Source organism: Pontibacter litorisediminis (assembly GCF_029360645.1).
GTDB lineage: Bacteria > Bacteroidota > Bacteroidia > Cytophagales > Hymenobacteraceae > Pontibacter > Pontibacter litorisediminis.
On sequence record NZ_JARDUA010000007.1, the window covers coordinates 1 to 26,869 of the forward strand.

The 26,869-nt window shown below is 53.7% G+C and carries 24 protein-coding genes; 14 read left to right on the top strand and 10 right to left on the bottom strand.

The window, feature by feature from the left end; translation table 11 throughout:
* Nucleotides 1-582 precede the first annotated feature (582 nt).
* A complete protein-coding gene (locus tag PXG97_RS17400) occupies nt 583-2,913 on the bottom strand; it encodes a S46 family peptidase (protein WP_276499087.1) in 2,331 nt (776 codons plus the stop codon).
* An 82-nt stretch (nt 2,914-2,995) separates the two neighbouring features.
* Here PXG97_RS17400 and yidD point away from each other — a divergent pair, with 82 nt between their 5' ends.
* The 3 genes from yidD (at nt 2,996) to PXG97_RS17415 (ending at nt 5,981) form a co-directional block, all read left to right on the top strand.
* Nucleotides 2,996-3,217 (top strand): membrane protein insertion efficiency factor YidD, encoded by a 222-nt coding sequence (gene yidD, locus PXG97_RS17405; protein WP_266202890.1) that lies wholly within the window; start codon nt 2,996-2,998, stop codon nt 3,215-3,217.
* 572 nt (nt 3,218-3,789) lie between these two features.
* Entirely contained in the window at nt 3,790-5,265 is a 1,476-nt protein-coding gene (locus PXG97_RS17410) for a DUF5687 family protein (protein ID WP_276499088.1), read from the top strand.
* A gap of 20 nt (nt 5,266-5,285) precedes the next feature.
* On the top strand, nt 5,286-5,981 hold the full coding sequence (locus tag PXG97_RS17415) for an ABC transporter ATP-binding protein (protein WP_276499089.1): 696 nt from the start codon (nt 5,286-5,288) through the stop codon (nt 5,979-5,981).
* Between the two features lie 474 nt (nt 5,982-6,455).
* On the opposite strand, the gene PXG97_RS17420 is transcribed toward PXG97_RS17415, so the two are convergent.
* From PXG97_RS17420 to PXG97_RS17435, 4 genes are all read right to left on the bottom strand, one after another.
* Nucleotides 6,456-7,028, bottom strand: coding sequence for a sugar O-acetyltransferase (locus PXG97_RS17420; RefSeq protein ID WP_276499090.1), 573 nt, complete (start codon nt 7,026-7,028; stop codon nt 6,456-6,458).
* Nucleotides 7,029-7,145: 117 nt separating this feature from the next.
* Nucleotides 7,146-8,144, bottom strand: a complete 999-nt coding sequence (locus PXG97_RS17425; RefSeq protein WP_276499091.1) for an AlbA family DNA-binding domain-containing protein — start codon at nt 8,142-8,144, stop codon at nt 7,146-7,148.
* 63 nt (nt 8,145-8,207) lie between these two features.
* Entirely contained in the window at nt 8,208-9,617 is a 1,410-nt protein-coding gene (locus PXG97_RS17430; protein ID WP_276499092.1) for an alpha/beta hydrolase family protein, read from the bottom strand.
* A gap of 18 nt (nt 9,618-9,635) precedes the next feature.
* Nucleotides 9,636-10,019: a DUF6334 family protein gene (locus PXG97_RS17435; RefSeq protein ID WP_276499093.1), complete on the bottom strand. Its 384-nt coding sequence runs from the start codon at nt 10,017-10,019 to the stop codon at nt 9,636-9,638.
* Nucleotides 10,020-10,114: 95 nt separating this feature from the next.
* On the opposite strand from PXG97_RS17435, the gene PXG97_RS17440 reads away from it, so the two are divergent.
* The gene (locus PXG97_RS17440) at nt 10,115-11,137 is read left to right on the top strand and encodes an AraC family transcriptional regulator (protein ID WP_276499094.1); all 1,023 of its coding nucleotides are present in this window, start codon (nt 10,115-10,117) and stop codon (nt 11,135-11,137) included.
* Between the two features lie 307 nt (nt 11,138-11,444).
* Entirely contained in the window at nt 11,445-12,368 is a 924-nt protein-coding gene (locus PXG97_RS17445; RefSeq protein ID WP_276499095.1) for a DUF1684 domain-containing protein, read from the top strand.
* Nucleotides 12,369-12,666: 298 nt separating this feature from the next.
* Here the strand turns inward: PXG97_RS17445 and PXG97_RS17450 are convergent, their stop codons facing one another.
* Nucleotides 12,667-13,620 (bottom strand): NAD-dependent epimerase/dehydratase family protein, encoded by a 954-nt coding sequence (locus tag PXG97_RS17450; RefSeq protein ID WP_276499096.1) that lies wholly within the window; start codon nt 13,618-13,620, stop codon nt 12,667-12,669.
* 201 nt (nt 13,621-13,821) lie between these two features.
* On the opposite strand from PXG97_RS17450, the gene PXG97_RS17455 reads away from it, so the two are divergent.
* Nucleotides 13,822-14,481 (top strand): thioredoxin family protein, encoded by a 660-nt coding sequence (locus PXG97_RS17455; RefSeq protein ID WP_276499097.1) that lies wholly within the window; start codon nt 13,822-13,824, stop codon nt 14,479-14,481.
* Between the two features lie 55 nt (nt 14,482-14,536).
* Here the strand turns inward: PXG97_RS17455 and PXG97_RS17460 are convergent, their stop codons facing one another.
* Together PXG97_RS17460 and PXG97_RS17465 are read right to left on the bottom strand one after the other, a co-directional pair.
* Entirely contained in the window at nt 14,537-14,956 is a 420-nt protein-coding gene (locus tag PXG97_RS17460) for a VOC family protein (protein ID WP_276499098.1), read from the bottom strand.
* Nucleotides 14,957-14,985: 29 nt separating this feature from the next.
* Nucleotides 14,986-16,974: a peptidylprolyl isomerase gene (locus tag PXG97_RS17465; RefSeq protein WP_276499099.1), complete on the bottom strand. Its 1,989-nt coding sequence runs from the start codon at nt 16,972-16,974 to the stop codon at nt 14,986-14,988.
* A 116-nt stretch (nt 16,975-17,090) separates the two neighbouring features.
* On the opposite strand from PXG97_RS17465, the gene PXG97_RS17470 reads away from it, so the two are divergent.
* The 7 genes from PXG97_RS17470 to cysK all read left to right on the top strand — a co-directional run bounded on the left by PXG97_RS17470 (nt 17,091) and on the right by cysK (nt 23,876).
* Entirely contained in the window at nt 17,091-17,567 is a 477-nt protein-coding gene (locus PXG97_RS17470) for a hypothetical protein (protein WP_276499100.1), read from the top strand.
* Nucleotides 17,568-17,584: 17 nt separating this feature from the next.
* Entirely contained in the window at nt 17,585-18,085 is a 501-nt protein-coding gene (locus PXG97_RS17475; protein WP_276499101.1) for a hypothetical protein, read from the top strand.
* Between the two features lie 182 nt (nt 18,086-18,267).
* Nucleotides 18,268-19,437: an MFS transporter gene (locus PXG97_RS17480; RefSeq protein WP_276499102.1), complete on the top strand. Its 1,170-nt coding sequence runs from the start codon at nt 18,268-18,270 to the stop codon at nt 19,435-19,437.
* 303 nt (nt 19,438-19,740) lie between these two features.
* Nucleotides 19,741-20,910, top strand: a complete 1,170-nt coding sequence (locus PXG97_RS17485) for a hypothetical protein (protein ID WP_276499103.1) — start codon at nt 19,741-19,743, stop codon at nt 20,908-20,910.
* A gap of 349 nt (nt 20,911-21,259) precedes the next feature.
* The gene (locus tag PXG97_RS17490) at nt 21,260-21,958 is read left to right on the top strand and encodes a hypothetical protein (protein ID WP_276499104.1); all 699 of its coding nucleotides are present in this window, start codon (nt 21,260-21,262) and stop codon (nt 21,956-21,958) included.
* A 142-nt stretch (nt 21,959-22,100) separates the two neighbouring features.
* Nucleotides 22,101-22,934 carry a serine O-acetyltransferase EpsC gene (gene epsC / locus PXG97_RS17495; protein ID WP_276499105.1) on the top strand — a complete coding sequence of 278 codons (834 nt, stop codon included), beginning with the start codon at nt 22,101-22,103 and terminating at the stop codon, nt 22,932-22,934.
* Between the two features lie 24 nt (nt 22,935-22,958).
* A complete protein-coding gene (gene cysK / locus PXG97_RS17500) occupies nt 22,959-23,876 on the top strand; it encodes a cysteine synthase A (protein ID WP_276499106.1) in 918 nt (305 codons plus the stop codon).
* A 68-nt stretch (nt 23,877-23,944) separates the two neighbouring features.
* Here cysK and PXG97_RS17505 read toward each other — a convergent pair whose 3' ends face one another.
* Both PXG97_RS17505 and PXG97_RS17510 read right to left on the bottom strand, forming a co-directional pair.
* A complete protein-coding gene (locus tag PXG97_RS17505; protein ID WP_276499107.1) occupies nt 23,945-24,730 on the bottom strand; it encodes a hypothetical protein in 786 nt (261 codons plus the stop codon).
* A gap of 79 nt (nt 24,731-24,809) precedes the next feature.
* The gene (locus PXG97_RS17510; RefSeq protein WP_276499108.1) at nt 24,810-25,244 is read right to left on the bottom strand and encodes a DUF2267 domain-containing protein; all 435 of its coding nucleotides are present in this window, start codon (nt 25,242-25,244) and stop codon (nt 24,810-24,812) included.
* Between the two features lie 318 nt (nt 25,245-25,562).
* Here PXG97_RS17510 and PXG97_RS17515 point away from each other — a divergent pair, with 318 nt between their 5' ends.
* Nucleotides 25,563-26,711 carry a PQQ-dependent sugar dehydrogenase gene (locus PXG97_RS17515; protein ID WP_276499109.1) on the top strand — a complete coding sequence of 383 codons (1,149 nt, stop codon included), beginning with the start codon at nt 25,563-25,565 and terminating at the stop codon, nt 26,709-26,711.
* Nucleotides 26,712-26,869 lie beyond the last annotated feature (158 nt).

Genomic DNA, 26,869 nt, shown 5'->3' on the forward strand with positions numbered 1-26,869 from the left:
AACTCCTCCAGGAACTGGCGCTTGATCTTCTCCAGATCCAGCTCGTTTCTCTCTTCCATGTTGACTGTGTTAAAGGTAATACTGCTAATCCTTTGACACAGTTTATTTTACAGCCTCGCTTGTGCCGCTATTAGCCACTGCTTTCTGCAGCTTGAGGCAAGCTATTCTTGCTAGCTACTGCTGATCCATAGCCTTAAAATCAACTTGTTTCATAGTATGCTTTCTGCTCTCCAGCCCGAGAGGGCTCTCCTGGGGGTAGGGGCCCTCGATAAGGGCATCGCGCTGTCTGCATTTCCTTTGCAGTCGCAATGCCTTCGGCACCGGAAATCTAGAAGGCGCTCAACCCAAGGACTGGGTATCATTTCGGTAGCAGCCGCTAACGGAGCTGGAACAGAATTCCCCTCCTTAAACAAGGAGTGGTAGGGGTAGTTGGACCCGGTGCTGCAACCCAGTTATTCAAACAATTCTATGATGAAGCGTGGTGAGCCTGGCCGCCGCCGGGTGTGGCTGGACCCACACAAAAGCAAAACCGGCGCCGAGGATGCCCCGGCGCCGGTTTTTATACTTTAGAAAAGCACTTAATTAGTCTTTCACCTGAAGTTTTACCCTCACGTCGCCTTTCTTCTTGTTGATCTTGAACTCGTCTTTGCCTTGCTGCAGGTTCTGCTTGGCTTCTTCCACAACCGCATTCAACAACTCGGCCTGTGGTGTGGCTGCGGTGGCTTTTGCTTCAGCGGCATCGCCGGCACCCGGGCTATCGCTGTTCACAATCGTCATCTCGCTGATCAGGTTTGAGGCACCAGCATACTTGTCGATAATGAACAGCACGTAGCGAGAGTCCACGTTGATACAACGCTTGTAATCCGGGTCATACACCAGGTCGCCGGTCATGGCTTCCCAGTTGCCGTCGAAGGCCAGGCCGATCAGTTCACCTTTGCCGTTGATGACAGGGGAACCGGAGTTACCACCGGTAATATCGTTATCGGTGATGAAGTTTACCACCAGCTCGCCCTTATCGTTAGCGTAGCGGCCGTAGTCTTTCGCTTCGTAGAGCTGCTTCAGCTTGGATGGCACAACGAACTCCTCGTTGTTCGGGTCCTCCTTCGCCATCAGGCCTTCCATGGTAGTATAGTAGTTATACAGCACGCCATCCTGTGGGCTATAGTCTTTAACAGAGCCGTAGCTCAAACGGATGGTGGAGTTGGCGTCCGGATAGTATACTTTGTCCGGGTTCATCAGGCGCAGGCCAGCCACATACAGGCGGTTCGCTTTGGCAAGTTTCGCCTCACTCTCCTGCAGTTTAGGCGCAATGTTGGTTCTGTAGTTATCGATGATCGCGTTCACGATCTGGAAGGCCGGATCGTTCTCCAGTGCCTTCTGCGTCGGGTTCTTCAGGAAGCTGTTCAGCTTCTGCTGGTTCACCACCATCGAGTTGCTGTACACGTAGTCGGCCAGTTTATCGAAGTTGCCGTTGTACTTCTTTACCATTGCCTTAAACGCCTCTGGCTGCTGGTCTTTGGCAATGTCCTCGTGGTAGGACTTCATCATGGCGGCAAACACTTTCTTGTCGGCTGGCAGGTGGTAATCCTTAAAGAAGGCGTCTACGCGTGGCTGCAGGTCCTCCGCGGCTTTCTTGGCCGCAGCAGCGTTGCCCGACTTCAGCGCGTTGTAAACCGGCGTCAGACGGTAAGCCATCAGCAGCGACTCAGTGCCCAGCACAGCCTCGTTCAGGTATACAGAGCCCAGGTTGTACTTCTCGATCGTGGCATAGGCATCAGCGATCTCGTTCAGCACGTTGCCGTACGTGGCCTTGCGCTCAGCGTCGGCGTTAGCCCAGGCCTGGAACTTGTCTTCGTCCACAATCTTGCCCTCTACAGTGCGCATACGCTTGATACCTTCGTTCTGGCCGATAGAGTATTTGTAGTAGTTGGAAGTAGAGGCATACTTAGAAGCATACTTGATGCGGGTAGCATCGGCTTTGTCCATCTCCTCTTTCCAGATACCCAACTTCTTTTCGCGCAGCTTGATGCGAGACTTGTTCAACTGATTTACTTCCAGTTTCAGGCCATGCGAAGTCATGAAGCGCTTGGTACGGCCCGGGAAGCCGAACACCATCGAGAAATCGCCGGGCTCTTTGTTGCCGATGTTGATAGGCAGGTGATGCGCCGGCTTGTAAGGCACATTCTCTTTGCTATACTCCGCCGGAGATCCGTCCGGGGCCATGTACACGCGGAACATAGAAAAGTCGCCGGTGTGGCGCGGCCACATCCAGTTGTCGGTGTCGCCGCCGTACTTACCGATTGATGATGGCGGGGCACCTACCAGGCGCACATCGGTGTAGCGGTTGTACACGAACAGGTAGAACTCGTTGCCGTTGAAGAAGTCGCGCACGTAAGTTACGTACTTGCCGTTCTCAGAGGCCTCCTTGGCGATAGCCTGCATGCGCTGAGCCACCAGCTGGGCACGCTGCTCTTCCGGCGTGTTGTTGTCGATACCTTCCAGCACCTTGCCTGTCACGTCATCCATGTAGTGCAGGATGTCCACGAACAGGCCTTCGTTTGGCAGCTCCTGGTCTTTAGAGGTAGCCCAGAAACCGTTGGTCAGGTAGTCGTTCTCTGGGGTGGAGTGCGACTGGATCTGGCCGTAACCGCAGTGGTGGTTGGTCAGCAGCAGGCCTTCCGGCGAAATGAATTCACCAGTACAGAAACCACCGAACTGCACGATGGCGTCTTTCAGACTTGAGTTGTTGACAGAGTAGATCTCCTCAGCCGTTAGCTGAAGCCCCTGCTTCTGCATATCCGTGTGGTTCAGACGCTTGATGAGCATCGGCAGCCACATACCTTCGTCTGCCCTGGCCGCGAACGGCATGCTCAGCGAGACTAAAAGTAAGAGTGAAAGGATTCTTTTTAACATGGAAATATGTTTAGATTAGTTAAACTGTGGCAAATTTACTAAAAAGTGCCACCTTTTGCCTACTTGTTACAAAAACCAAACCATGACCTGGATAATAAAGAAACTGGTGCTGGGCGTGGTGTGGGTGTATCAGCACATGATCTCGCCGCTCACGCCTGCTGCCTGCCGCTACACCCCCACCTGCTCGCAGTATGCGGTGGAGGCGGTGAACAAGTATGGCCCGTTTAAAGGTGGATGGATGGCACTGAAGCGCATTGGCCGTTGCCATCCGTGGGGTGGGAGTGGGTATGATCCGGTGAAGTAAGGGGACTGTTGTATAATGGCGCAAGTCTTCAGACGTGTGACTTACTAATGATGTTGAGTCTCTAACTCAATTAATTTGAAAAGGCACAACTTATACTTGGGCTATACTTCATAATTTCTCTGGCGCAAGCGTCCGCTTGTGCCGCTATTAGCCGCGGCTTCCCGCAATCTGAGCCAAGCTATCTTTTCTAGCTGCCGCTGATCCTCTAGTTCCCACACACCTATCGTTTCATCTCTTGCTTTGGTGCTCTCTAGCCCGAGAGGGCTCGTCTTCGGGCATCGCGCTGTCTACATTTCCTTTGCTCCTGACGTCGCAATGCCTTCGGCACCGGAAATCTAGAAGGCGCTCAACCCAAAGACTGGGTTCTAGTCCGATAGCCACCGCCTTTGCTATGGACTAAGTGTAAGGGGCAGGGGGAGTTCGAACCGGTAGTGGAAAATTACCTTCTTGTTCATCCTACTCATCGCCCGATAAGTATAAATTATCCTAAGGTTCGTATAAAACAGGGCCGTTCTATTGGGTTTAAGACTGGTTTTAGGCATATTTAGGAAACGATATACTTACTCCTGCCTATGCTGCTAACCTTACTTACCCACCAGTGGAAAGCCGATCTGCGCTCCTCTGTATTTCAGAAAAGTCTGGCGCTCAATATTATCATGGGGCTGCTGATCCTGTACTTCGGCAGCATCTTCCTGTTCCTGGGCTTCAACATCGATGATATCCTGCTGAAAGTGTTCCCGAGCCAGGACCCGGTGGCGGTGTTCAGCGGCGGTATGCTTTATTATTTTCTGGTGGACCTGTTCTTCCGGTTCATGCTGCAGGAGTTGCCCGTGCTGGCTGTGCAGCCTTACCTGCACCTGCCGATAGGTAAAAACAAGCTGGTGCACTTTGTGCTGGTTAAGTCTGTTTTTAGCTTCCTGAACGTGCTGCCGCTGCTGTTTATGGTGCCCTTCATGGTGTCGGCAGTGGTGCCGGCTCATGGCCTGGGTGTAGCCTTGGTGTGGCTGCTGGCGCTGGTGGCGCTTACGCTGTTCAACAACTTTGTGCTGCTGTACTTTAAGCGGCAGCTGGCTTCTAAGCCGCTGTACACGCTGGCCTTCGGCGTGGTGGTTTCGGGGCTGATGCTGCTCGATTACTTTGAATTGCTCTCGCTAAATGTGGCCTCCAGGGCGGCGTTTGGGCAGTTGCTGCAGCAGCCCTGGCTGGTAGCGGTGCCCCTGCTGCTGCTGGCTGTAGCTTATACTTTTAATTTCCGCTTCCTGAAGGAGAGCATGTACCCTGAGGAACTGCAGGTGCGTAAGGCGACGCAGGTATCGGGCAGCAACATTGCCTTCCTGAGCCGCTTCGGCGAGACCGGCAAGCTGATAGAGCTGGAACTGAAGCTGATCTGGCGCAACAAACGCCCGAAGTCTACGCTGATGATGTCTGCCTTCATACTTTTCTACGGCATGATCTTCTATAAGGAGCCTTACATAGACGGTTTTGCCATGCTCATTTTTGCAGGTTTGATGATGATTGGCATGGCCATGTTTAGCTACGGACAGTTTGTGCCGGGCTGGCAAAGTGCGCATTTCGATGCCCTGCTCACGCAGCGCATTTCGCCGTACCAGTTCCTGAAAGCCAAATATTGGATGTTTGTGTCGGTAACGCTGCTCACTTACCTTATCACGCTGCCCTACGGCCTGCTCGGCTATAAGATCATCCTCATCAACACAGCGGCGCTGCTCTACAACATTGGGGTGAATGTGTTTGTCATCTTTTATTTCTCTGCCTACAACACCGCCCGCCTGGACCTGAGCCGTGGCACAACCTTCAACTGGCAGGGCGTGGGGGCATCTAAGTTTGTGATGATGCTGCCGCTCATCATTGTGCCGCTGCTCATTTACCTGCCCTTCGGGTTGATAGAGGCCCCTTACGTGGGTCTGGCAACCATAGGAGGCCTGGGTTTGCTGGGCCTGATCTTCCAGAAGCAACTGCTGCAGTGGTCGGCTCTGTGGTTTGTGAAGCACAAGTATAAACTGGCCACGGGTTTCCGCCAGTCTGAATAAGAACGTTAAAAGTAAAAGATATGCTAACGATAAAGGATTTACAGAAAGTATACAACGGCACGGTAGTAGTCAACATACCAGAGCTGGCGATACATGCCGGCGAGGCGATTGGCTTGGTGGGCAACAACGGTGCCGGTAAAACAACGCTGTTCCGCCTGATATTGGACCTGATCCGGCCTAGCAAGGGCGAGGTGTTCTCCAAAGGCATTAACGTGGCGCAGCAGGAGGACTGGAAAACATACACTGGCTCTCACCTGGACGAGGGCTTCCTGATCGACTACCTCACGGCAGAAGAGTATTTCAAGTTCATCGCCGACCTGCACGGCCTCTCCGACGGTGACATCACCGAGCGCCTGCTGCCGTTCATGGACCTGTTTAACGGGGAGGTGCTGAACCAGCGCAAGTACATCCGCGACTTCTCGAAGGGGAACCAGAAGAAGATCGGTATTGCCGCCGCCGCCCTCTCCAACCCGGAGCTGCTGATCCTGGACGAGCCTTTCGCCAACCTCGACCCCAGCTCCCAGATCCGCCTGAAGAACCTGCTGCGCACCTTGCGCGAGCAAAAGCGCATGACCATGCTCATCTCCAGCCACGACCTGAGCCACGTCATCGAAGTATGCGAGCGCATTATGATCCTGGAGAAAGGCCAGCTGGTGCAGGACATGCAGACAAACGAAAACACGCTGCGTGAGCTGGAGACTTACTTTACCGTATAGTTACAGCTGCTTTTATACTTCATACAAGAGCCGGTGCGGGACCGAAACCTGCACCGGCTCTTGTTTTTATACTTTGGATAGAAGCGGTCTCGGCTGTAAGTACACATGGCGCGAGCGTCCTTGCCTTATCCTGTTCCATAACTTTTCTGAAAAAAGCCCTTGTTTAGAAGAATTGTCCCCTTGAGGGGACCACAGGGGTGTAAAGCTATGGAACATGCTGCTATTTGTGGTAAACAACTGGTGCACCCTCAGGTGTAAACACCCCTATAATTCCCTCAAGGGGATAGTTCTGTCACTGTAAGGCCTAAAAGGGCCAAAACTGAAAAAGTTGCGGAACAGGATAAGGCGTCCGCTTGTGGCCAGCTATGTGCTGGACCTCCGCCCTATTGGGAAAAGCATCTGCATCATAGAAGGGCTACAGTTTTGCAAACTCGCGCGAGGTGTAACAATTTCACTAAGGAATCAAAGCCTAACCTATGCGTTGGCATCCTCTTTCAGATGCCTGATGACCCGGCAAGGGTTACCTGCGGCAAACACTCCGTCCGGAATATCACGCGTCACCACACTGCCTGCCCCGATAACCGAGCGATGGCCTATACTTACGCCGGGGCAAACGACCACGCTGCCGCCCACCCACACATCCTCGCCAATGGAAATGGGTTTGGCATACTCCAGTCCCGAGGCCCGTTCCACATGGTTAATGGGATGGGTGGCAGTATAAATTTGCACGTTAGGCCCAAACAAGGTTCTGCTGCCGATGGTTACCTGCGCCACATCCAGCACTACGCAGTTGAAGTTGAAGAACACTTTCTCGCCAATTACCATATTATAGCCATAGTCGCAGTAGAAAGGCGGCTGCAGCCACAGCCCATCGCCAGCGTTCGGAATCAGTTCTTTCAGGACGCGGCCCCGTTCTTCCACCTCGTCTTCCCGGCTGTCGTTCAGCTGTTTTAACAGTAACCTGCACCGCAGCCTGTCATCTGATAGTTCCTGGTCCAGCGCGTTGTACAGCTCACCGGCAAGCATTTTCTCTTTTTCGGTTTTCATGGGAGGGGGATGAATGAGGTTTACACTCTTACGTTGGCTGGTGCGAGCTTGTAGCTCGCATCTTTTTACAAATATGTTGGAGTACGAGCTACAAGCTCGCACTAGCGGAGGGAGTTATCATATGTGAAACTCAACTTCTTTAACTAAGCATCCATCAATGAAATTATCGCTTCTTAAAATTACTTCAGCTTTGATGATTTTAGGTTTATCCTCTTCTGACGAGAAAATTGCTAAAAGCTGCTCGTCAAAAATTCTCTTCTCTTTCGACCTTTGAGGTAACGCTACAGCTGTTTTATTATGCCTTAGCCTATTTCTTATAACAGTTAAGGAACCTTCATGATCATCAAAGCTAACATAGAGATTTGAAATAACTGGATGATACATTACCCCACCAAAGCCATTATAGCTGTTATTTCTGATCTCACGTGTCAAATCTGTCTGGCTAATTAATAAGCCTGTATGTGGCCTAAATACTTTCATTTCGATATCAAACTCTATAGATTGGTTTGAAAGATTTTCAATATCTAGATCTAAATATCTAACATCAAAATTTGTTAGCTCTTGATTCTCAGGAATACCAAAACAAGTAGTTATTTCTAAATCCTCTTTTCTGTCTTTTGCTTTATACTTAGAAGCGTATATTCTATCGAAATCACTTCTGTCAAGCTTCTTTGTAGAAGTGCCAATTCGTGTAAATCCATCACCAGCTCTATACTCTATTTCCTGATTGATAGGATTCTTTAAGTCTTTTTTAAATAAATAGGGCCTATTTCTATTATCAAATATTCGAAAGTAAGCCAACTTACATCCTTCATAGTCAAAGGTTTTGTACTCAAAGTTAATTTCCGGCTCAATGTTTTTATTAACTAACTCCTGATACTTAGACTCATCTACTAGGTTTTCAATGCTTATAAATCTATCTGCTAAACCACCCTTTTCAACAACTCCCACAATTATGTACTTGTCACTATCTGAAAGATGGTTTGCAAATGCACTAATGTCTTTTAATAACTCGTTTTTCTTATAGGCTTTACCAAGTGGATATTGTTCTTGCTTAAAGTCAAGAATGGTGCTTTCTGACTCATGTAAAAGTATTTCAGACAGTTTATTAATCATATTTAAATGTTTATTAGCATTTTATGATAGTAGAGGAGTAACTGATAAATTCAATGAAATCTGCTACCTCACCACCCCCTTCATCCAATCACTAATTACCTCCAAAGCCGCTGGGGCGAAGGTTTCCTCCAACTGCCCATACTCTGCCGGGCCACCCGTTTTGGCCGTCTGGAAGAGGTGATTGAGGTTGGGCATCTCCCTGATCGTATACTTTTTATTGCCGCCGGCTTTCAGGGCTTTCTCGGTGGCGGGCAGGTTCTGCTGGTAAGGCACCTGCAGGTCTTTGGTGCCGTTCAGGGCCAGTACCGGCATTTTCAGTTGCTGCAGTGCAGGAGCGGGGTCGTACGCCAGGTAATAGCGCATCCAGGGCGAGCTGAGTTGAGCCACGATCGCTTGCTCGGCTCTATCGGTGAGGCCGAGTTGCTGCTGTTCCTGCGGTGTCAGTTTCGCTTTTGCCTCCTGCTCCAACTGGCGTATCTGCTCGGCGGCTTTATTTGTGTCTTTTTCGGTAGCGGCCACTCTAAACTGGGCCTCGCGGAGGCTTAGGTACTTCTGCAGCTGCTCCTGCGGCACACCGGCGTTCCCCAGCAGGGCCTTGTTCTGCGCCACGAGCAGCTCGGTGCCCGGCACGGCATTGCCTGCCAATAACACCACAAAGGCTACGGTTGGATTTTTAGAGGCAACTTCTGAAGCGATCAGCGCACCTTCGCTGTGGCCCAGCAGGCCTACTTTCTTCTTATTTATAAGTTGGTGGTTCTTCAGGTAAGTATAGGCAGCGGCGGCATCCGTGGAAAAATCCGCGGTAGTGGAGGAGGCAAAATCGCCACCTGATTTACCCGTGCCGCGGTCGTCGAGGCGCAGCACGGCAAAGCCCTGTCGGGTGAGGTAATCGGCCAGCACCAGAAACGGCTTATGGCCCAAAATGGTCTGGTCGCGGTCCTGGGGGCCGGAGCCGGTGAGCAACAACACGGCAGGGTGCGGGCCTTTACCCTGTGGTATCGTCAGCGTGCCAGCCAGTGTAATACCGGCTGCCTTGTTCTCCACGGTTACCTCCGTCTCCTGGTAAGGGTAGGGCTTCGTGGGCTCCTGCGGTCGTTTCATCGCCTCGGCGGCAGCGCCACTCTTTAACTGCAGCGCAAAGCTTTGGCCACCCTGCTGCCACTGCCCGTCTATGGTCTGGGCGTCGGTACGCTTGCCTACGTAGGCCGCACCAATGTTCTTCATGTCGATGTAGAGGCTGTCCTGCACCTGCCGCACCTGCTGCACGGGTATGCCCGTGGCGCCTTGCTTGGGGCTGTCCATGGTGGCGGTAAGGCTACCGTCCTCGGCAGTACGGATATGGAAAACAAGGGGCAGCTCAGTGCCCATTACCTTCAGGGAGCCGTTCCAGTCGCCGGTAAGTGGCGGAGCTTGTTGTGCCATGGTGGCTGTCGAGGCAAAGAGTAGCAGTAGGAGGAAAAGAAGTTTGTCCATTGTTTTAGGAAGTGTAGATTATCTGTATCTCTGAAAAATATGCAGCTGTAGCTGCGACGCCTCTGCCAACAGCTGCACATTCGTCCCCTCCACATCGTCAAACGCTAGCTGAAAGCCGTCTTCGTAGCCAAATTGGTTGGTCATGCGCCAAAGCCAGGCAATCTTTTTGCGCTGGTTAGAGACTTGGGTAAAGCTGTACTGCTGCTCCAGCGCCGCAAAATCCAGCTCCGGAAGTACGGAAAGCACGACTTCATCCGTATCCTCATTTACACTAATTACCAGCCATACTTCCTCCACCCGAAACACCACCTGCTGCAGCCATCCATAGGTTAGTTCGTGCAGCGCGAGGGCTTGGGTTACTTCTTTTCCGGTAAGGTTGTCGAGGTCTATCGGGCTTTCCATTTCCTTTCTAAGATAGAAAATTATACTTTGCCGAACTACAACTGCACCCAGGCAGGGGATTTTATTATTTTTACAGCGATTTACACGTTAGCCTAATGACACCCGAAACTCATTCTCTCAGTGCGCCTTCGGTAGGGATGCTGCTGCATGTGCTGCGCCAGCAGGGGCTGGATGTGGAGGCCATCTGCCAGCAGGTGGGGCTGGACCAGCGGCTGGTACAGGATGTGAATGCCCGCGTTTCGGTGGAGACGGTGCAGGACCTGTGGAACGCCGCCATTGCCGCCTCTCAGGACCCGGACCTGGCGCTGCATGTGGCGGAAAGTATAAACCCTACCTCCATGGGTACGATTGCCTATGTGATGATGAACGCGCCCACGCTGCACGAGTCGCTGCTAAAGCTGTGCAAGTACCAGGACGTGATCTGTGGCGCGATCCGCACCAGCCTGGAGGTGCAGGGGCAGCAGGCACTCGTAAAGCTGCAGGCTGTTAGCCCGGCGCTGCTGCACCCGCGCAATGCCCTGGACTCGGAGCTGGTGATCTACAAAAACGCCTTCTCGGCACTGGTGGGGCAGGAGCTGAAGTACAAGCAGGTGTTGTTCGCGTACCCCAGGCCGGCAAGTATAAAAGAGCACGAGCGGATATTTGCCGGTGCGGAACTGGTGTTCGGCGCCAAGTATAGCGGGCTTGTTTTTAGTGCGGACTATCTGAGGCTGCCGGTGGTAACGGCGAACCCTGAGCTCAGTCAGTTCTTCGAGAAGTATGCTGAGGATTACCTGCAGAAGCTGCACGAGCCTAAATCCGTACGGGAGCGGGTGCAGCGGGAGATCGTGCACCTGTTGAAGGGGGAGGAGCCAAGTATCAACACCGTGGCCCGCAGCCTGGCCATGAGCGTACGCAGCCTACAGGGCAAGCTAAAGGAGGAAGGCACTACCTACCAGACCTTGCTGGACGAGGTGCGCAGGCAAATAGCCGTCAAGCACCTGCAGGACAACCAAAGCACCATCACCGACATCGCCTACCTGCTCGGCTACTCCGAACCCAGCGTTTTCACGCGCTCCTTTAAAAAGTGGACGGGCATGCCACCGGCTGCCTACCGCCAGCGCATGGCAGCAGCTTAGGTTTTGCAGGTGACGTTTCACCCTTCTCTCCCCTTCAGGAGTAAAACTGCTCCCCCTGAAAGTAGGGTTGAAACCCCTGCTATTTTGTGAAGAAGCTTGGTAGAAGGGGAGCCTAGACTGTTGCTCCTGGCCCACAAGATCCTTTCAGGATGACAAAAAAGGAATGGAAAAGCGCAGCTCTAAGAGGGCGTTTCTTATGCTGAACCAACTCCCCTCCTGAGGCGGGCAGCGGCTGCTGGAGGTATAAATTCCAGCATTAGTTTATACCTTTGCACCTGCATCCATACATAACACATCAGCCGACACCATGAAAAAACACCTTATCGCCGCGACACTGGCCGGTTTTATACTTTCCTCCTGCTCCGAATCGCAGCCAGCCGACACACAAGGTATAAATCAGGCTGCTGAGGCAGACTCAGGTTATGTGGCAAGTATAGATGCCTGGCACGCCACGCGGGTGCAGAACCTGCAGAAGGAGGACGGATGGTTGGCACTGGCGGGGCTATACTGGCTGGAGCCGGGCAGCAACAGCTTTGGCAGTGCCGAAAGCAACAAAATCGTTTTCCCGGAAGGGAAGATAGCGGCACAGGCCGGGGAGTTCGTGCTGGAAGGGAACGTGGTAAAGCTGCAGCCAGCTCATGGCGCAGGAATAACTCTGGACGGAGAACCGGTACAGCAGGAGGCGGAGGTGTATGCCCCTGCCATGGAGCAGCCAGCCGAAATGCGTCACGGCTCTTTAAAGTGGGTGGTGATCCAGCGCGGCGACAAGTATGCTGTGCGGCTGTGGGATGCAGAGAGCGAGGCGCGCAAGAGTTTTGCTGGCCTGGAGCGTTACCCGGTGCAGCCGGAGTGGAGGCTGGAGGCTAGGCTGGAACAGAACCCGCTGCCAAAACAGATCCCGATCACCAACGTGCTGGGGCAGACTTCGCAGGAGCCGTCGCCGGGGGCGGTGGTGTTTAGGGTAGACGGCCAGGAGTACCGCCTCGATGCGCTGGAGGAGGGCGAGGAGCTGTTCATCATCTTCGCCGACAAAACCAACGGCACCGACACCTACGGTTCGGGCCGTTATTTATACATGCCCAAGCCCGACAGCAGCGGCAAAACTTACATCGACTTCAACAAGGCCTATACGCCGCCCTGCGCCTTCACCGGCTATGCCACCTGTCCGTTGCCACCGCGCCAGAACTTCCTGCCTATAGCCGTTACCGCCGGCGAGAAAAGCGAACACTAGGAGTTAGAGGGCTAAAGAGTTAACGAGTGCCGCCGCAAGTTTAGCGGTAGCGTAATTTGTGCATGAGGCAAGTCTGTAACATGCTTTCTGCGGAGCAGAAAAGGATAGTTAGCCGAGGTACTCCAATGTTTGCCATAGCTAAAGTATAGCCTGCGCCTTTAAAGTCCTTGCTTCTACAAAGCAGCTAAAACTGCTGCTTATTTAGCAACAACATACGCTGAGGTTAACTGCGGCAGAAAGTATAAAGACACAACGTATTGTGGCTCTACAGCCTCAAACTTTCTAACTTCCAAACTCTCTAACTCTTCCTGTGCCACTCCAGCGTCTCGGCTATGGCCTGCTGCATGGGTGTGCGCTGTAGGTGGGGCAGGGCCTGGCGCAGTTTGTCGTCGTTTAGCAGGATGGTGTTTTGCCAGAGGTAGCCCATCTCGCTGATCTCGCGCATGTCTTTGGAGAAGATTCCCATCAGCTTAAAGAGCCAGCCCGGGTATACTTTATACTTGGCGTTGGTGCCCGCTATTTCGGCTATCTGCGCCTGCCACTGTTTTATGCTGGGTACCACCTCCCCGGCATAGTTATATTCGGCGTATGGTGGCAGTTGCGGCAGCTTTGCCAACTCGTAAAAGGCGCGGGCTGCATCAGGTGTGTACACCAGTTGGTGCGGGAGGTCGTTGCGGTAGAGCCAGGGCATGGGTTTGCCTGCCAGCGCTCCTTTAAAGATAGGCGCAATTCCCTCATTCATCACGTTTGGCCCCCAGAAGTCGGGCAGGCGCAGGGTGATAACGCGGCACTTGTTCTGCTCTGCCGCCAGGCGCAGCATCTGCTCCAGCTTTACCCGTATGGCTCCCTTTTTAGTGATGGGTCTCTGGGGTGTGCTTTCCCGGATGACCTCAATTAATCCAAAATTATATATGTTTCCCGGGAAAAAAATCGTAGCTTTGTTTATGGCCGCGGCCTCAATCACATACTGCGTTACACGCTCCATGTTGCCTTGCCACTTTCCGTAAGGGTAGTTTACCCCATGAAAGATGTGCGTCGCTTCTGCTCCCAGCTTCTTCAGCAGTTCACCGTCTTGCGCGTCTCCTTCTACCAGCTGTAGCGTGGGCCATTGGCCAAATAACTTTTGCGCCTTCTGTTTGTTCCGTACCAGCAGCGTTACCTGCTCCTGGTGCTGCAAAAGCTCTTGTGTAAAGGCATACCCGATACTGCCTGTTCCGCCAAGTACTAAAAATTTGAAGGTGTCTGTAGCCATGTTGCTTTGTGTTTGTGTTTATACGGCAAAGGTATGGCTATCAATAGCTTTTGTGCCTGGCGGATGCCGCAAATAACTTGACCAATCGCGCAAAGCGGCATTGCCTGTTTCGCCTGCGCAGCAAAGGCAGCGGAACTATTTAATGTAGAGATTTGTAAATATATAGTTGAGAAGATATTCCAGAACCAACATAGAAACGATATGATAGATACGACAATGGCAAAATCAGTAATTACTCCCGAGCATCTCCAAAAGGCAATCAGTTACGCGCAGTACCGCGACATGATAGACAAACTGCTGGCTGAGAATAAAACTACCGGCACAAACCACTCCGAGGCAATGGTAGAGTATACCCGCATGAACATGCAGCGCATGCGCCGTGTGGAGAAAACTGTGTTGGAGGATGAACTGGTGCAGGTGATGCTGAGCGTGCAGACCCACATGACGTGGGTGGTGCTGACAGAGGCTTGGTGCGGCGATGCAGCGCAGTGCTTGCCGGCCATCGTTAAGATTGCCGATGCCTCCCCGCTTATTGAGGTAAAGCTGCTGTTGCGCGACGAAAACCCGGACATCATGGATGCTTACCTGACCAACGGCGGCCGTTCCATTCCGAAGCTCATCGTCTTAAAATCGGATTCAATGGAGGAGCTTGGCACTTGGGGACCACGCCCGGAGCCGGCACAGCAGCTGTTCCTGGAGATGAAGGCGCAGGATGCCCCTTACAGCGAGTTCGCCGAGAAGCTGCACGCCTGGTATGCCAAAGACAAGAGCCGCTCGCTGCAGCAGGAGTTTATTCAGTTGATCAGGAACTGGTCTAAGCTAACGGCACCTGCCGATATGAGCGTAAACCGCTGCTCGTAAAGCTGACTATGCCATAAAGTATAAAAGGCTGCTCTACCTGGAGCAGCCTTTCTTTTTATCCTATCCCGCTGGTGGGCATGAGCACCAGGCGCCAGCCATCCGGGTCCTCTACCGTAACGGCTCCTTTCTCTTTCCAGTAAGGGCTCTCCGGCTCCACCTCCAGGTAACCCAACTGTACCAGCCGCTGCACTACACTGCTTAGCCTCTTCCGGTCGGGGATGTAGAGCACCAGCAGGTTGTCTTTGCTTGGGGCGGGGCAGGGGCTGCCCTCCTCGTGCTGCGTAAACTCCAGATGATAGGCAAAACCGGGCAAGCCCAGCATAAGGCCATCGTAGCCGTTGTGGTTTTCAAAGCCGCCCAGTTTGCGCAAGCCAAGCCCTTGGCAGTAGAAGCGCTCTATCTCCTGCAGCTTGTCGGTGGGGCGGGCTATTCTTACCTGCGCCACGGGCAGTTCCTCAGGCCAAGGTTGGTCCATTTTCTAATATTATGAATAAGCGATACACCCTACCTGACCGAGCTGGTTACCACAGGCTGTAGGTTTACTACCTCCACATCCACAATCTTATCACCTACCTCCAGGCGGTGCACCACGTCCATGCCGTCAATAACCTTGGCAAAGATCGTGTAGCGGCCATCCAGGTGCGGGGCGGGCGAATGGGTGATGAACCACTGGTTGCTCTCCGTGTCTTTGCCGGCAGAGGCCATGCCTACGTAGCCTTCAAAGTAGTGCATCGGGGCAAACTCAGAGCGGATAGAGTAGTCGGAACTGCCCCAGCCGTCGCCGCGCTTGTCGCCACCCTGCGCCACGAAGTTCGGTACCACCCTGTGGAAGTATAAATTGTTGAAGAAATCCTGCTGCGTGAGCTCCACAAAGTTGGCCACGGAGCCGGGGGCATCTTCCACAAAAAGCTGCAGGGTAATGCTGCCCTTCTCAGTGCGCAGCAGCACCTGCTGGTTCGGGTGGATGGCTTTCACCAGCTCCCAGTCTATTGGGTGGGTGAACGGGTTCTGCGGCGTCTCGCTCTCCTGCTTGCCGCTCAGGTAGTCAATGGTTTTCTGCAGCTCAATGTTGGTCTCCATGTCGCGGGGCAGCTGCAGCTTTTGCTGTGCCTGGCCCAGAAAGGCATAGTTGCTGTACTGGCTGCGCAGGTTAAGCTTGGGGTCGCGGATGGCGGCGGCGGCCATGCCTACCAGTGCCACATCGCCGGAGGCAACCGCGTGCCTGAAAATATCAGCAAAGGGTGCCTCCAGTCTCCTCGGAAAGTCAGGCTGCTGGCGCATCAGGATCAGGGCCTCCATGCCGGTGGTGGCGATAACAGGCTCCTCCGCCAGGAAAACCTGCTCGGCTATAAACTCATAGTTGTTAAAGTCGCCGGAGAGGGCCTTGAGCAGGTGCGCCTTGTCGTAAGCGGTGCGGGTGTTCTGGTATTGTTGCTTGTAGCGCGGGTTCAGGTACGTACGGTTCTGCGCCTGGCTGTTTTTCAGGATCACCCAGATAACGTTGCTGCGCACGCGGGCGTCGAGCAGGTTAGGCAGCACCTCCAGCAGCGCCTGGGCCGGAACACCGGCGTTGTTAGCCACCAGAAACTCCGAGGTGGCCACTGCCGTGTTGATGCTTTGGTCCTGCAGGGCAGCCAGCACGGCCTTGCTGATCTCGGAGAACTCCAGCCCGGCCATGGAGCGCACGGCACTCAGGCGCACGCGGTAATCAGGGTCGCTCTGCGCAATGTTGGAAAGGAAGCCAGCCTTGTCCAGCGCCCTTACCTTTGCCAGCGCCTGCGCGGCTGCCATACGCACTTCCGGCGCTTTGTCTGAGGTAGCGGCATTTAGCACCTGCTGGCGGTATTGTGTCAGGTCTAGCTTTGGAGTGCGGGCCAGAAAATGCGCGGCAGCCAGGCGTGCCTCGTAAATGGAGGCCGGCGCCAGCAACTCAACGGCCTGCTGCACCACCTGCTGGTTTTGCTGCTGGCGCAGGCCCAGGCGGTAAATACCCCATGCCTGCCCAGCCAGTGCCTCAGGGCTTGTGGCCTTATAGTTGGCTAGGAAATCGGCTGCCTGGGCGGTGCCTACCTTGCCCAGCGCCTCCAGCAACTGTGCCTGCACCTCCGGGGCCTGCTCCTCCTTCAATTGGTTTATGATCTCGCCCTCGGCACGGCTGTGCCCGGTTTGGCCCAGGGCGTAAGCAGTGGCTTCGCGCACAGCGGCCACGGAGTCGTGCAGCAGGGGCTGTAGGGTTGCCAAAGCGGCGGTGTCCTGCACGGAGGCAAAGGCCAGTGCCGCATGGCGGCGGTAAGAGGCATTCGGGTTGCTTAGGTACGGCAGCAGCCCGGTTGTATTGCGCTCATCCTGCAAAGTATAAATTTGCTGCAGGGTTATGTCGCCGAACTTATTGTTGGCCGGCTGCAGCGTGCTGGTGGCGCTGCGCTGCAGGGGCAGGTATTGGCAGGAGGCAAGCGTGCCCAGGGCAAGCAGCCAGGTATAGCGTAGTTTCATGGATTTTTCTAATTGGCGCTTTAAGTTACTAAAATGCGCTGATATGCAGCAGCGGGACCAGTTTTGATATATAAGGAGGTTTTTATATTTTTAGACGGAAAACCATCTGTGCCCTTATGCAGGACATCAGTATCAGGCTTTTTGAGGGAGCCTTTATTTTAAAACCACGCACTGAGCAGCGCCTTATGCAGCTGGCGTTGGTGCTCATGGCGCTGCACGCTGGCCTGCTGCTGTACCTGCTCGTAGCCAAGGTTTTTACTTTGCTACTGGTGCTCATCCTGTTGCTCAGCCTGCTGGTGCCCGCCTACTTTATGCTCAGTGTCTGGCTCGACCGGGCCCCACAGTACCGCCGTCACCTTACGCTCAGTGCTGAGGGGGTTCGTTACCGTACCCGTTTCCTGCATCCGGAGCATGAATTCGATTGGACTGAAATTGATTTAGTTAAAATAAATCTATATAAAATCACTTTCGTATTAAAGAACGAAGAGGTGCACGAGGTTAGCCTGGAGCACCTGCAGAACGATGAGCTGCTACGGCATGTTAAGGAGCAGGTTTTGGAAAAGACGCGACATATAGGAATCAACCTCCACTAAAACCGAAAACAAACCATATGTATGTAAACCTGTACCCCGGCAGACAGTTGCGGTCAACCAAAAAGTCTATGTTGCTGCTAGGGCTGTTTCTGTTCTTTGGGGGTGGATATGCGTTGCTCCGGGAGTTTCTTTGGATCGGGCAGTTTCGTGAAGGCTGGGCGGTGGCAAGTGCCGTTATCATGTTGCTGGGGATACTCTCGATAGCCTATGGTAGTTCGGTGCTGCATTTTAAGGATGCCTTTTTCTCTATGACGCCTGATCGCATTGCTTACCGCCTCTCGCTGTTCGGTGGCCAGACCGTGGTGGAGTGGCCGCAGGTAGAGGAGCTGAAAATCTCTGTGCATGCAGTGAATTTTGTACTGAGAGGGGGGGCAATCGTCAAAATGCGCCTTACGGCCATCCAGGACCCAAAGATTGCCCGGCACGTGTCGCGCAGCATCCATTTGGCAGCGCTGGAGAAAGGCATCGCGATCAATGGTGTTAAACCGTCTCCTTCTGAGCCGGCCATGCAAGCATAAGTCCGGTTCTGCGTTTCTCTTTTAATGTTGCCTGCCTGTTCATTTGCCTGATTTTTAGTGCTATAGGTTTGTTCCATAAACGACTTCTTCTCCATTCCGGCCCTCCGCAATTGCCTCAAATCCTTCTCTGCCACTAGCACAAGAGCCAAAGCTTTGCCAAATTGCGGTCTGAAGTTTAAACTATGGCTGAACTGACAAAGCGGGTGTATGGGATGCAGTTTGGGTTGCTCTGCCTGAGTTCCTTCCTCTTCTTCTCCAGCTTCAACATGATCATTCCAGAGTTGCCCGACTACCTGGCTAGCCTGGGCGGTGAGGAGTACAAAGGCTTAATAATCTCGCTCTTTGCGCTTACTGCTGGCCTCTCAAGGCCATTTAGTGGCAAGCTGGCCGATGAGATCGGACGGGTGCCGGTAATGGTGGTGGGCAGTGTGGTGTGTGTGGCGATGGGTTTCCTGTACCCGCTGGTAGGCACTGTGGCGGCTTTCCTGCTGCTGCGCTTTGTTCATGGCCTGTCCACAGGCTTCACGCCAACAGGCAAGTCTGCCTACGTGGCCGACCTGGTGCCGGTGGAGCGGCGCGGGGAGGCCATGGGCCTGCTGGGGCTTTCGGGGAGCCTGGGTATGGCGGCGGGGCCTGCTCTGGGCGGCCTGATCGCGAGCGAGTATACGGCAGACGCCATGTTTTATACTTCGTCGGCGGCGGCTTTTCTGTCGGTGGCCGTTATCTGGCACATGCAGGAGACAGTGGAGCGGCCGCAAAAATTCAGCTGGAAGCTGCTGCGCATCTCGCGCAAGGAGGTACTGGAGCCGCGGGTGCTGGCTCCATCGCTTGTGATGCTGCTCACCTCCTTTGGATTCGGCACGGTGCTCACCATCATCCCGGATTTCAGCGCGCACCTTGGCATCCAGAACAAGGGCCTCTTCTTTACCTCCTTCACGCTCTCCTCGCTGGCTATCCGCTTCCTGGCAGGCAAGGCTTCTGATAAGTATGGCCGCGTGGCGGTGCTGCGGGTAAGCTCCTTCCTGCTGACGCTGGCCATGGTGGTGATTGGCCTGGTTACAACGGACACAGGGCTGCTACTGGCCGGGGTGCTGTTCGGCGTGGCCACCGGCATGAACTCGCCTACCATTTACGCCTGGACGATTGACCTGAGCCGCCTGGAGCACCGGGGAAGGGCCATGGCCACCATGTACATCGCCCTGGAGGTGGGCATAGGCTTAGGCGCCCTCGGCTCCGGCTGGCTCTACGGCAACCAGAGCCGCAATTTCACGCTGGCGTTTTGGGTATCGGGCGCTTTCTCTCTCTTAGCTTTTTTGTATTTGATGCTGGTGGTGCGTCGCAGCGAAAAATAAACGGCTTTTACCCCTCTAGTCGCTGTTAAAGTAGCACTTTGCGGGTGCCCTTCCCGCTTTCGAAGGATGTTGTTTCTTTCTGCTTTCTTTTTAAAAGTACAATTATTGGCTTATGTCGGTGTAGCCGGTTTCAGAGGTTGTTTTTGCACTTTATTTTACGGCAGGAGCTCCTGTTTTCGTGTTTTGTAAGGTTAAAGTATCTTTTTTTGTGCAAATCAAGTATGGAGATTTAATGCTTCCGGTGCTGCTGTTGGCAGTAGGGCCAGGGAGATTGTTAAATTTACCATACACTTAAAGTTAACTATGAAAAAGAACTTTTATCTGAACATGCTAGGATGTGGCCTGGCTGCAATGGCGTTAGTGAGCTGTGAGAAAACCGAAGAAGTAAACCCTGCTTTCACGGCTGGGGTAGACCAAAAGACCCTGATGGATGGGAATTGTTATGCTATTGATTTTGAAGAGTATACTGCCGACAACCCTGAGGACCTGCCTTTTATTGACCATGTAACGACTCCTTTTGGCAAGGTGTGGGTGAAGAATACACACAGAAGTGAGGCTGGTGTTTACTCTGACGTGAACGTGGCCAGAATCTATGACGCTGTCAATCCGACAGGGGATGATGCGCATGATTTGGGCAAGGCAACCTCCTTGGGCAAAATGCTGGTTGCTAACCATTTCACCCAAGAAGAAATAGCTGCAAACCCGGATGGGGTTTATAGCCCGTCAGGAAGGGACATCCGCATAGCCGGCCCCAACGACAACGCCTGGGGCGCCACCATGGAGCTCAGCTTTTCAGATGTGGAAGGTGGGGCCGTGACGATGCAATCCATTGATGTGGTGGACATAGATCTTTCCCCTCTGGAGGATAAATCTTACGTGCGACTCATGCTGGCCGGAGGCGGTTCTGTAGATTTCCCGCTCACGCCTTACGAAGAGGAGGGAAGTGTGCAGACAGTAGACCTGAAGGGCACCAAAAACGTGGAGAAGCTGATTGTGGTGCTGGATGGCCAGGGAAACGTTGGATCGGGAGGTATCGACAACATTGTTTTCTGCTCTGAGCCCGCTGTTGTAACACCACCAGCTACCGGAGGCTGTACACGCACCCAGGGCTACTGGAAAACGCATGCCGACAGCAACAACAAAAAGTATGACAGCACCTGGGATGCGTACTACAACATGTCATTCTTTTCTTCAGGATACACCTACTACACAATCCTGCAGGAGCAGCCAAAGGGTAACGCCTACTTTATTTTGGCGCACCAGTACGTGGCCGCCACCCTCAACCTGGCAGCCGGAGCAGGCATGAGCGGAGAGGCGCTGGATGCTTACAACAAAGCAACCGAGCTGTTTAAGCAATACAAGCCAAGCCAGGTAACAAAGAACAACAAAGCGTTGCGCGAGGAATTCACAGCTCTGGGCAACACCCTGGACAAGTATAACAATGGCATAATAGGCCCCGGCCACTGCGACTAGGACCTGGTAAGACAACAGGTAAAGAAGGGGGTGCTGGAAAGCGCCCCCTTCTTTTTTTGCCGGTGGGATAGTCTTCCATGCAAATGGTGGCCGGGTTAGCGGAAGCAACACGTTTACTGAAGTCCGATAGTATAAGTACAATTGTGTGTGGGGCGGTGTTGGACGAAAAAATGAAATTTATTTCGTCCTTTTCTGATGAGGTTGCGTACCTAACACAGCACATATGTTCTCCTGGATCGTTTATAGCCAATCTGTACTTGTTTATACCAGCATTGGTGCTGCTCCTGCAGGGGTAGCAGGGAGAGGTTTATGTGCAAGTGTTGTATGAAAATAATATAAAATGTGTAGTATGAAGAAGTTTACTTTTAAAGCCGCCTTTGTTTGTATGTTTGGTGTCGTGCTGATGGGCTGTGAAAAAGCCGAGGAGATGGAGGCCAACCCCATGAGCGCCTCTCAGGAAAAGAACTTTGGCACTGACCCGGGCAGCTGTGAAATCATAGAGTTTGACGAGTATACCCCTACAGAAACAAGTATGGGCGCCGTTACTACGGTATACAGCCAAAACACACCGGTGCGCGTTTCGGCGCAGTACCGCCTGGGCGATGGCCGCTACGGCATCGGAAACACAGCGTTGCTGTTCGATACGGGTGCGCCCGACAGCAGAAACAAGGATTTTAGGACGCCCAGCCCGGCTGCTATACGCCCGATGGGCCAGGTGCTGACCGTGGGCCGCGGCAACGGCACCAGGGCAAAGCTCTACGACAAGGGCTGCCGCATCGAAATGGACTTCTCTGCCATGGGAAGCATCAACCTAAAAGGCCTGCACGTGCTCGATATCACGGAAGAAGAAGCTGGCTCTAAGCTGGAGCTGCTTGATAAAGACGGCAGTATCATAAAAACCATGGCCTTGCCTGTGACCGGTGCTTACGGGGCCACCCGCTTGCGTGTAGATACGCCGGGTGTGGTAAAGCTGCGTGTGGTGTTCGGCAATGAGTCCGCCCACAGCGGTGGCGGTGCTATTGATGTGATAGAGTTTTGCCGTGAATAGGCAAGAGCGCCCAAGCAAAGAATTGAGAAGGGAGCCCCTTTAAGGCTCCCTTTTTTGATGCCAGGCTAGGTGAGGCTAACAATTGCCTGCTTTTTTTGTTGAGCCTAAAACACCAGCTCACCGCATACGTTTTTAAAGCATCATGAACAGCCAATTTCTGAATACTTTATTTCTTAGCCATCATCGGGCAAAGCACCAGGTGCCGGCCTCTGCCATGTGCAACCTGGTGGAGGGGGTGCTGCAGTTGCTGTTCCCCCCCATGGCCGACGTGCGCTTTGAGACGGTGCAGGAGCTGGAGGAGTTCAGCAAAGGGCTGCAACTGAACATGATGCGCATCCTCACAAGTATGGAGGCCGAGTTGCCCAGACCCGCCAGCGAGTTGGCGGAGCGGATGATGCAGGAGCTGCCTTACATTTACGAGCTGCTGCTGATGGATGCCGAGGCCATTGCCGCCGGCGACCCCGCCGCACAGAGTAAAGAAGAGGTGGTGCGTACGTACCCTGGCTTTAAGGCGGTAGCCGTATACCGCCTGGCACACGCCCTGTACGAGCTGCAGGTGCCACTGCTACCGCGCGTGCTCACCGAGTACGCCCACGCCCGCACCGGCATCGACATTCACCCCGGCGCCCAAATCGGCTCCCACTTCTGCATAGACCACGGCACCGGTATCGTGATAGGGGAGACCTGTGTGATCGGGAACCATGTGAAGCTGTACCAGGGCGTGACCCTTGGTGCCCTGAGCGTAGACAAGGCCATGGCTAACATCAAGCGCCACCCCACCATAGAGCATCATGTGGTGGTTTACGCCGGGGCCACGATACTTGGGGGCAACACCGTAGTGGGGGCCCACAGCATCGTGGGTGGCAATGTGTGGCTTACGGAGAGCGTGCCGCCATACTCTCGGGTGTACCATCGCCCGCAAATTGATGTCCGCCGCTCGGCAGAGCCAGCCAATGCGCTCAACTTTTCCATCTAATCATGTTAACAGACACAAATCCATATGAAAGTAAACACAATATTAGAAGCAATCGGGAACACGCCACACGTACGCATCAGCAAGCTCTTTAACAAGGATGCGGAAGTATGGATGAAAATGGAGCGCAGCAACCCGGGTGGAAGCATAAAAGACCGTATTGCCCTGGCTATGATCGAGGATGCCGAGCGCAGAGGCCTTCTTACAAAGGATAGCGTGATTGTAGAGCCAACCTCGGGCAACACGGGCGTAGGCTTGGCAATGGTGGCCGCCGTAAAGGGGTATGACCTGATCCTTGTCATGCCGGAGTCTATGTCAGTGGAGCGCCGCCGCCTGATGGCCGCTTACGGTGCGCGCCTGGAGCTAACTCCGCGCGAGAAAGGGATGAAAGGGGCTATAGAACGGGTACAGGAGATTGTGCAGGAGAACGATAAGGCTTGGATGCCGATGCAGTTTGACAACGAAGCCAACACCCAGGTGCACATAGACACTACGGCGCAGGAGATTCTGGAGGACTTTCCGGATGGGTTTGATTATATGATAACCGGCGTGGGCACAGGAGGGCACATCACCGGTGTGGCCAAGGTGTTAAAAGACCGCTTTCCGAACCTGAAGGTGTTTGCCGTGGAGCCTGCCGCCTCGCCTGTATTAAGTGGCGGAGAGCCAGGGCCACACCCACTGCAGGGTATCGGCGCCGGTTTTATCCCTAAAATCATGGATACCACCATATTGGATGGGGTGGTGCAGATACAGCAGGACGAGGCCTTCGACTTTGCCCGCCGTGCTGCCCGCGAAGAAGGGCTTTTTGTGGGGGTATCCTCCGGTGCCTCGCTTGCCGCTGTAAACAAGAAGCTGGAAGAGGAGATTCCGGCCGGCGCCAAGGTGCTTACCTTCTGCTACGACACCGGTGAGCGTTACTTATCGGTGGAAGGGCTGTTCGTCTAAGTTTCATAAGTATAAACAGATAGATAACCTAAAAAACGCCTGCCGCTACATGTAGCGGCAGGCGTTTTTTAATCTCCGGTCACGAGTGCTGTCATTTGCCAGTTGCCCTGCTTGTTTTTGTTGAAGATGGCGCGGTAGCCTACCGGGCTGTGCACATCGGATCGGTGCAGGTAGCCCTGCAGCTGGCCATCGTCACTTTGCACATGCCACCACTCCTTTACAGGCGCCCCCTCCGGGTAAGATTTCCCGTAATCCACCCGAAGGATAACCTCATTTAAGGCGCAGATCCCCGCTGCGTTTGCCACGGGTTCCTCCCGTAGTATGGCATTGCTTTTTATCACGGCCACATGCATGAACGCATCAATAGAGTCGGGCCAGTTGCTGTACACATAAGGCAGTGCATACACCTCGTGGTTGGCCGCTACAGGGTAGCCCCCGCCCAACCGCAGCAGGTGCTCCAGCAACAGCCACACCTCAGAACTGGCTTTCTCGGGTTGCCACTGCCTGGCAAAGCTCTTCCAGCCACCTTTCTCATCAAAGCCTGTCCGGATGTTGGGGTCTACCAAGCCTTGGAGCTGCTTTGTATTCTGCGTCAGCACGGCCTTCTCCAGTTCCTGCAGGTAGGCGGTTAGCCTGGCATCCTTAGCGGCCGTGTCAGGAGGGGCCAAGGCGGGTGCCTCCAGCTGGCAGGTAGGAACGGCTGCTGTTTCTGTGGCTGCAGTTTGCTGTATGGTGCTATCTGGTGTGATGGTATCTTGCGGGGCAACGGTGGCGGCAGTGGTCAGCTCCGATTCTTGCTGCCTGCAGGCACTAAGGGCAAGTACAGAGAGAAGGGCGAGGTATATTTTTTTCATGGGGTGAAGGTAAGGAAAAAGGCAGCATTTGCCTGATAAATGGCAAACGCTGCCTGGTCATACTTTGTTATCCCAAGATTTATACTTCCAGCAGTTCCTGTATCTCCTGGTGCATAGCCTCCTTCACCTTTTGGAGCTCTCCGGCTGAAACGCAATGGTGCAAGGCCTTAAATACGGCCTGAAACGACTCGATTACATCGCTGTCGCAGAGAAAGTCGTTGTTGGCTGCAAAGGCGTTTTTGCTCCTGATCAAGTCTATCCATGCATGCCTGTCCCTAACCTTCACAGGTACTTTGGCCGGGTCGTACTGGTCGTAATAGATGCCTTTCCAGATGATAGGCAGCTGCGCGGCGAAATGCACCGCGTCGTTTACCGGCAGCCTATCGCGGATGGCCTGCAACACCGCTCGGAACACCCGGCCCGCTTGGTTTAGGTCCTCTGTCCCCAACTCTTCCGCCACCTTCTTGAGCAGGTTGATCGCGTCTTTCTGGTTCTCCTCGAAATTAAATGCCATAGCTACCTCCTTTTTAAATGAATAACGTCCTAGAAAATACGACCCTGATACGGGCTGGTTCTGCAGAAAGAGGTATAAGCCGTAAAGGGAGGGATATATTGAGGAGGGGGAGCAAGCGTTGGGCACCAAGCCTGGTGCCTAGCAAGAGAGCCCTGCAGCCAGCCCTGCCTTGTCTTATGCCAAATGCAGGCAGCGGCAGGATGGCATTTTTAAGGAAGCTGTCTTGCCTGCCTGACAGCAGGCGGGGGAGGAGATGCAAATTTCATAACAACAGGTAGTTAAGCTGCGTTTTAAAAATGTACAAGAAAACAAGCAGCTATGAAGACAACAAAGACCCAAACACTGGTGCGCCTCTTCCGGGCAACCGCGGCGATGCTAGCCCTATGGCTTATGGCAGACCAGGCCTGTGCACAGAAGTCCTCCGTCAGAACGGAGGCAGGCGATATAAAAGTAGAGACACTGGCCCAAAACCTGGATCACCCGTGGGGTATGGCTTTTCTGCCGGACAGCCGGCTACTGGTTACAGAGCGGGCCGGCACGCTCCGCATACTTGACCAAAACAACAAGCTTTCCGAGCCGCTGAAGGGCACGCCTGAAGTGTTTACGCAGGGGCAGGGAGGGATGCTGGACGTGGCACTGGACCCGGACTTTCAGCAAAACAACCTTGTCTACCTTTCTTTCGCAGAGCCCGGGGATAACAACACCGCCTCCACGGCAGTTGGGCGGGGGCGGCTGGAAGGAAACGAGATCAAGGACTTCAAGGTGATATTCCGGCAGGAGCCGAAGGTGGAGGGGCCTAACCACTTCGGCGGGCGCATTGTGTTCACGCCTGATGGGCACCTGGTCCTGACGTTGGGGGAGCGCTTCAAGTTTGACCCCGCCCAGGACCTCTCGAACCACTTGGGTACTATTGTGCGCCTAAACCCAGACGGCACTGTGCCGAAGGATAATCCCTTTGTGGGGAAGCAGGACGCAAGGGAAGAGATATGGTCGTACGGGCACCGCAACATCGAAAGCGCAGCCATAGACCCGGCCACGGGAAACCTTTGGATCGTTGAGATGGGGCCCATGGGTGGCGATGAGCTGAACCAGCCCCAAGCCGGCAAGAACTATGGGTGGCCGGTGGTAAGCTGGGGCGATAACTACGACGGCTCAAAAATCCCCAGGCCATCCACTCGTCCGGAGTTTGCCGACGCCGTCATCCACTGGACACCTACCATTTCTCCATCCGGAATGATTTTCTACACAGGTAGCATGTATCCGAAATGGAAGGGAAGCGCGTTGATTGGCGGGCTGACCAGCTCAGGTATAGTGCGGGTGCAATTAAACGGCGGCAAGGCGGAGGAAGTGGAGCGTATCCCGCTGACTGTGCGCGTGCGCGATGTGGAGCAGGCCCCAGACGGGTCTATCTACGTGCTGACGGATCAGGACAACGGTAAGATTCTGAAACTTAAGCTAATGAAATAAGCCGCAGCCTGTCTTTTGTTGGGTAGGCATGTGCAAGAGCGCATGGTGATGAAATTGGTGACGGGCATCGTTGCGGCCATCCTAACGATGAGCCACAGGCAAGTATGGGGCTGGTCGAAAATGAAAAAAGGCAACCGCTTTCGCAGTTGCCTTTTTAG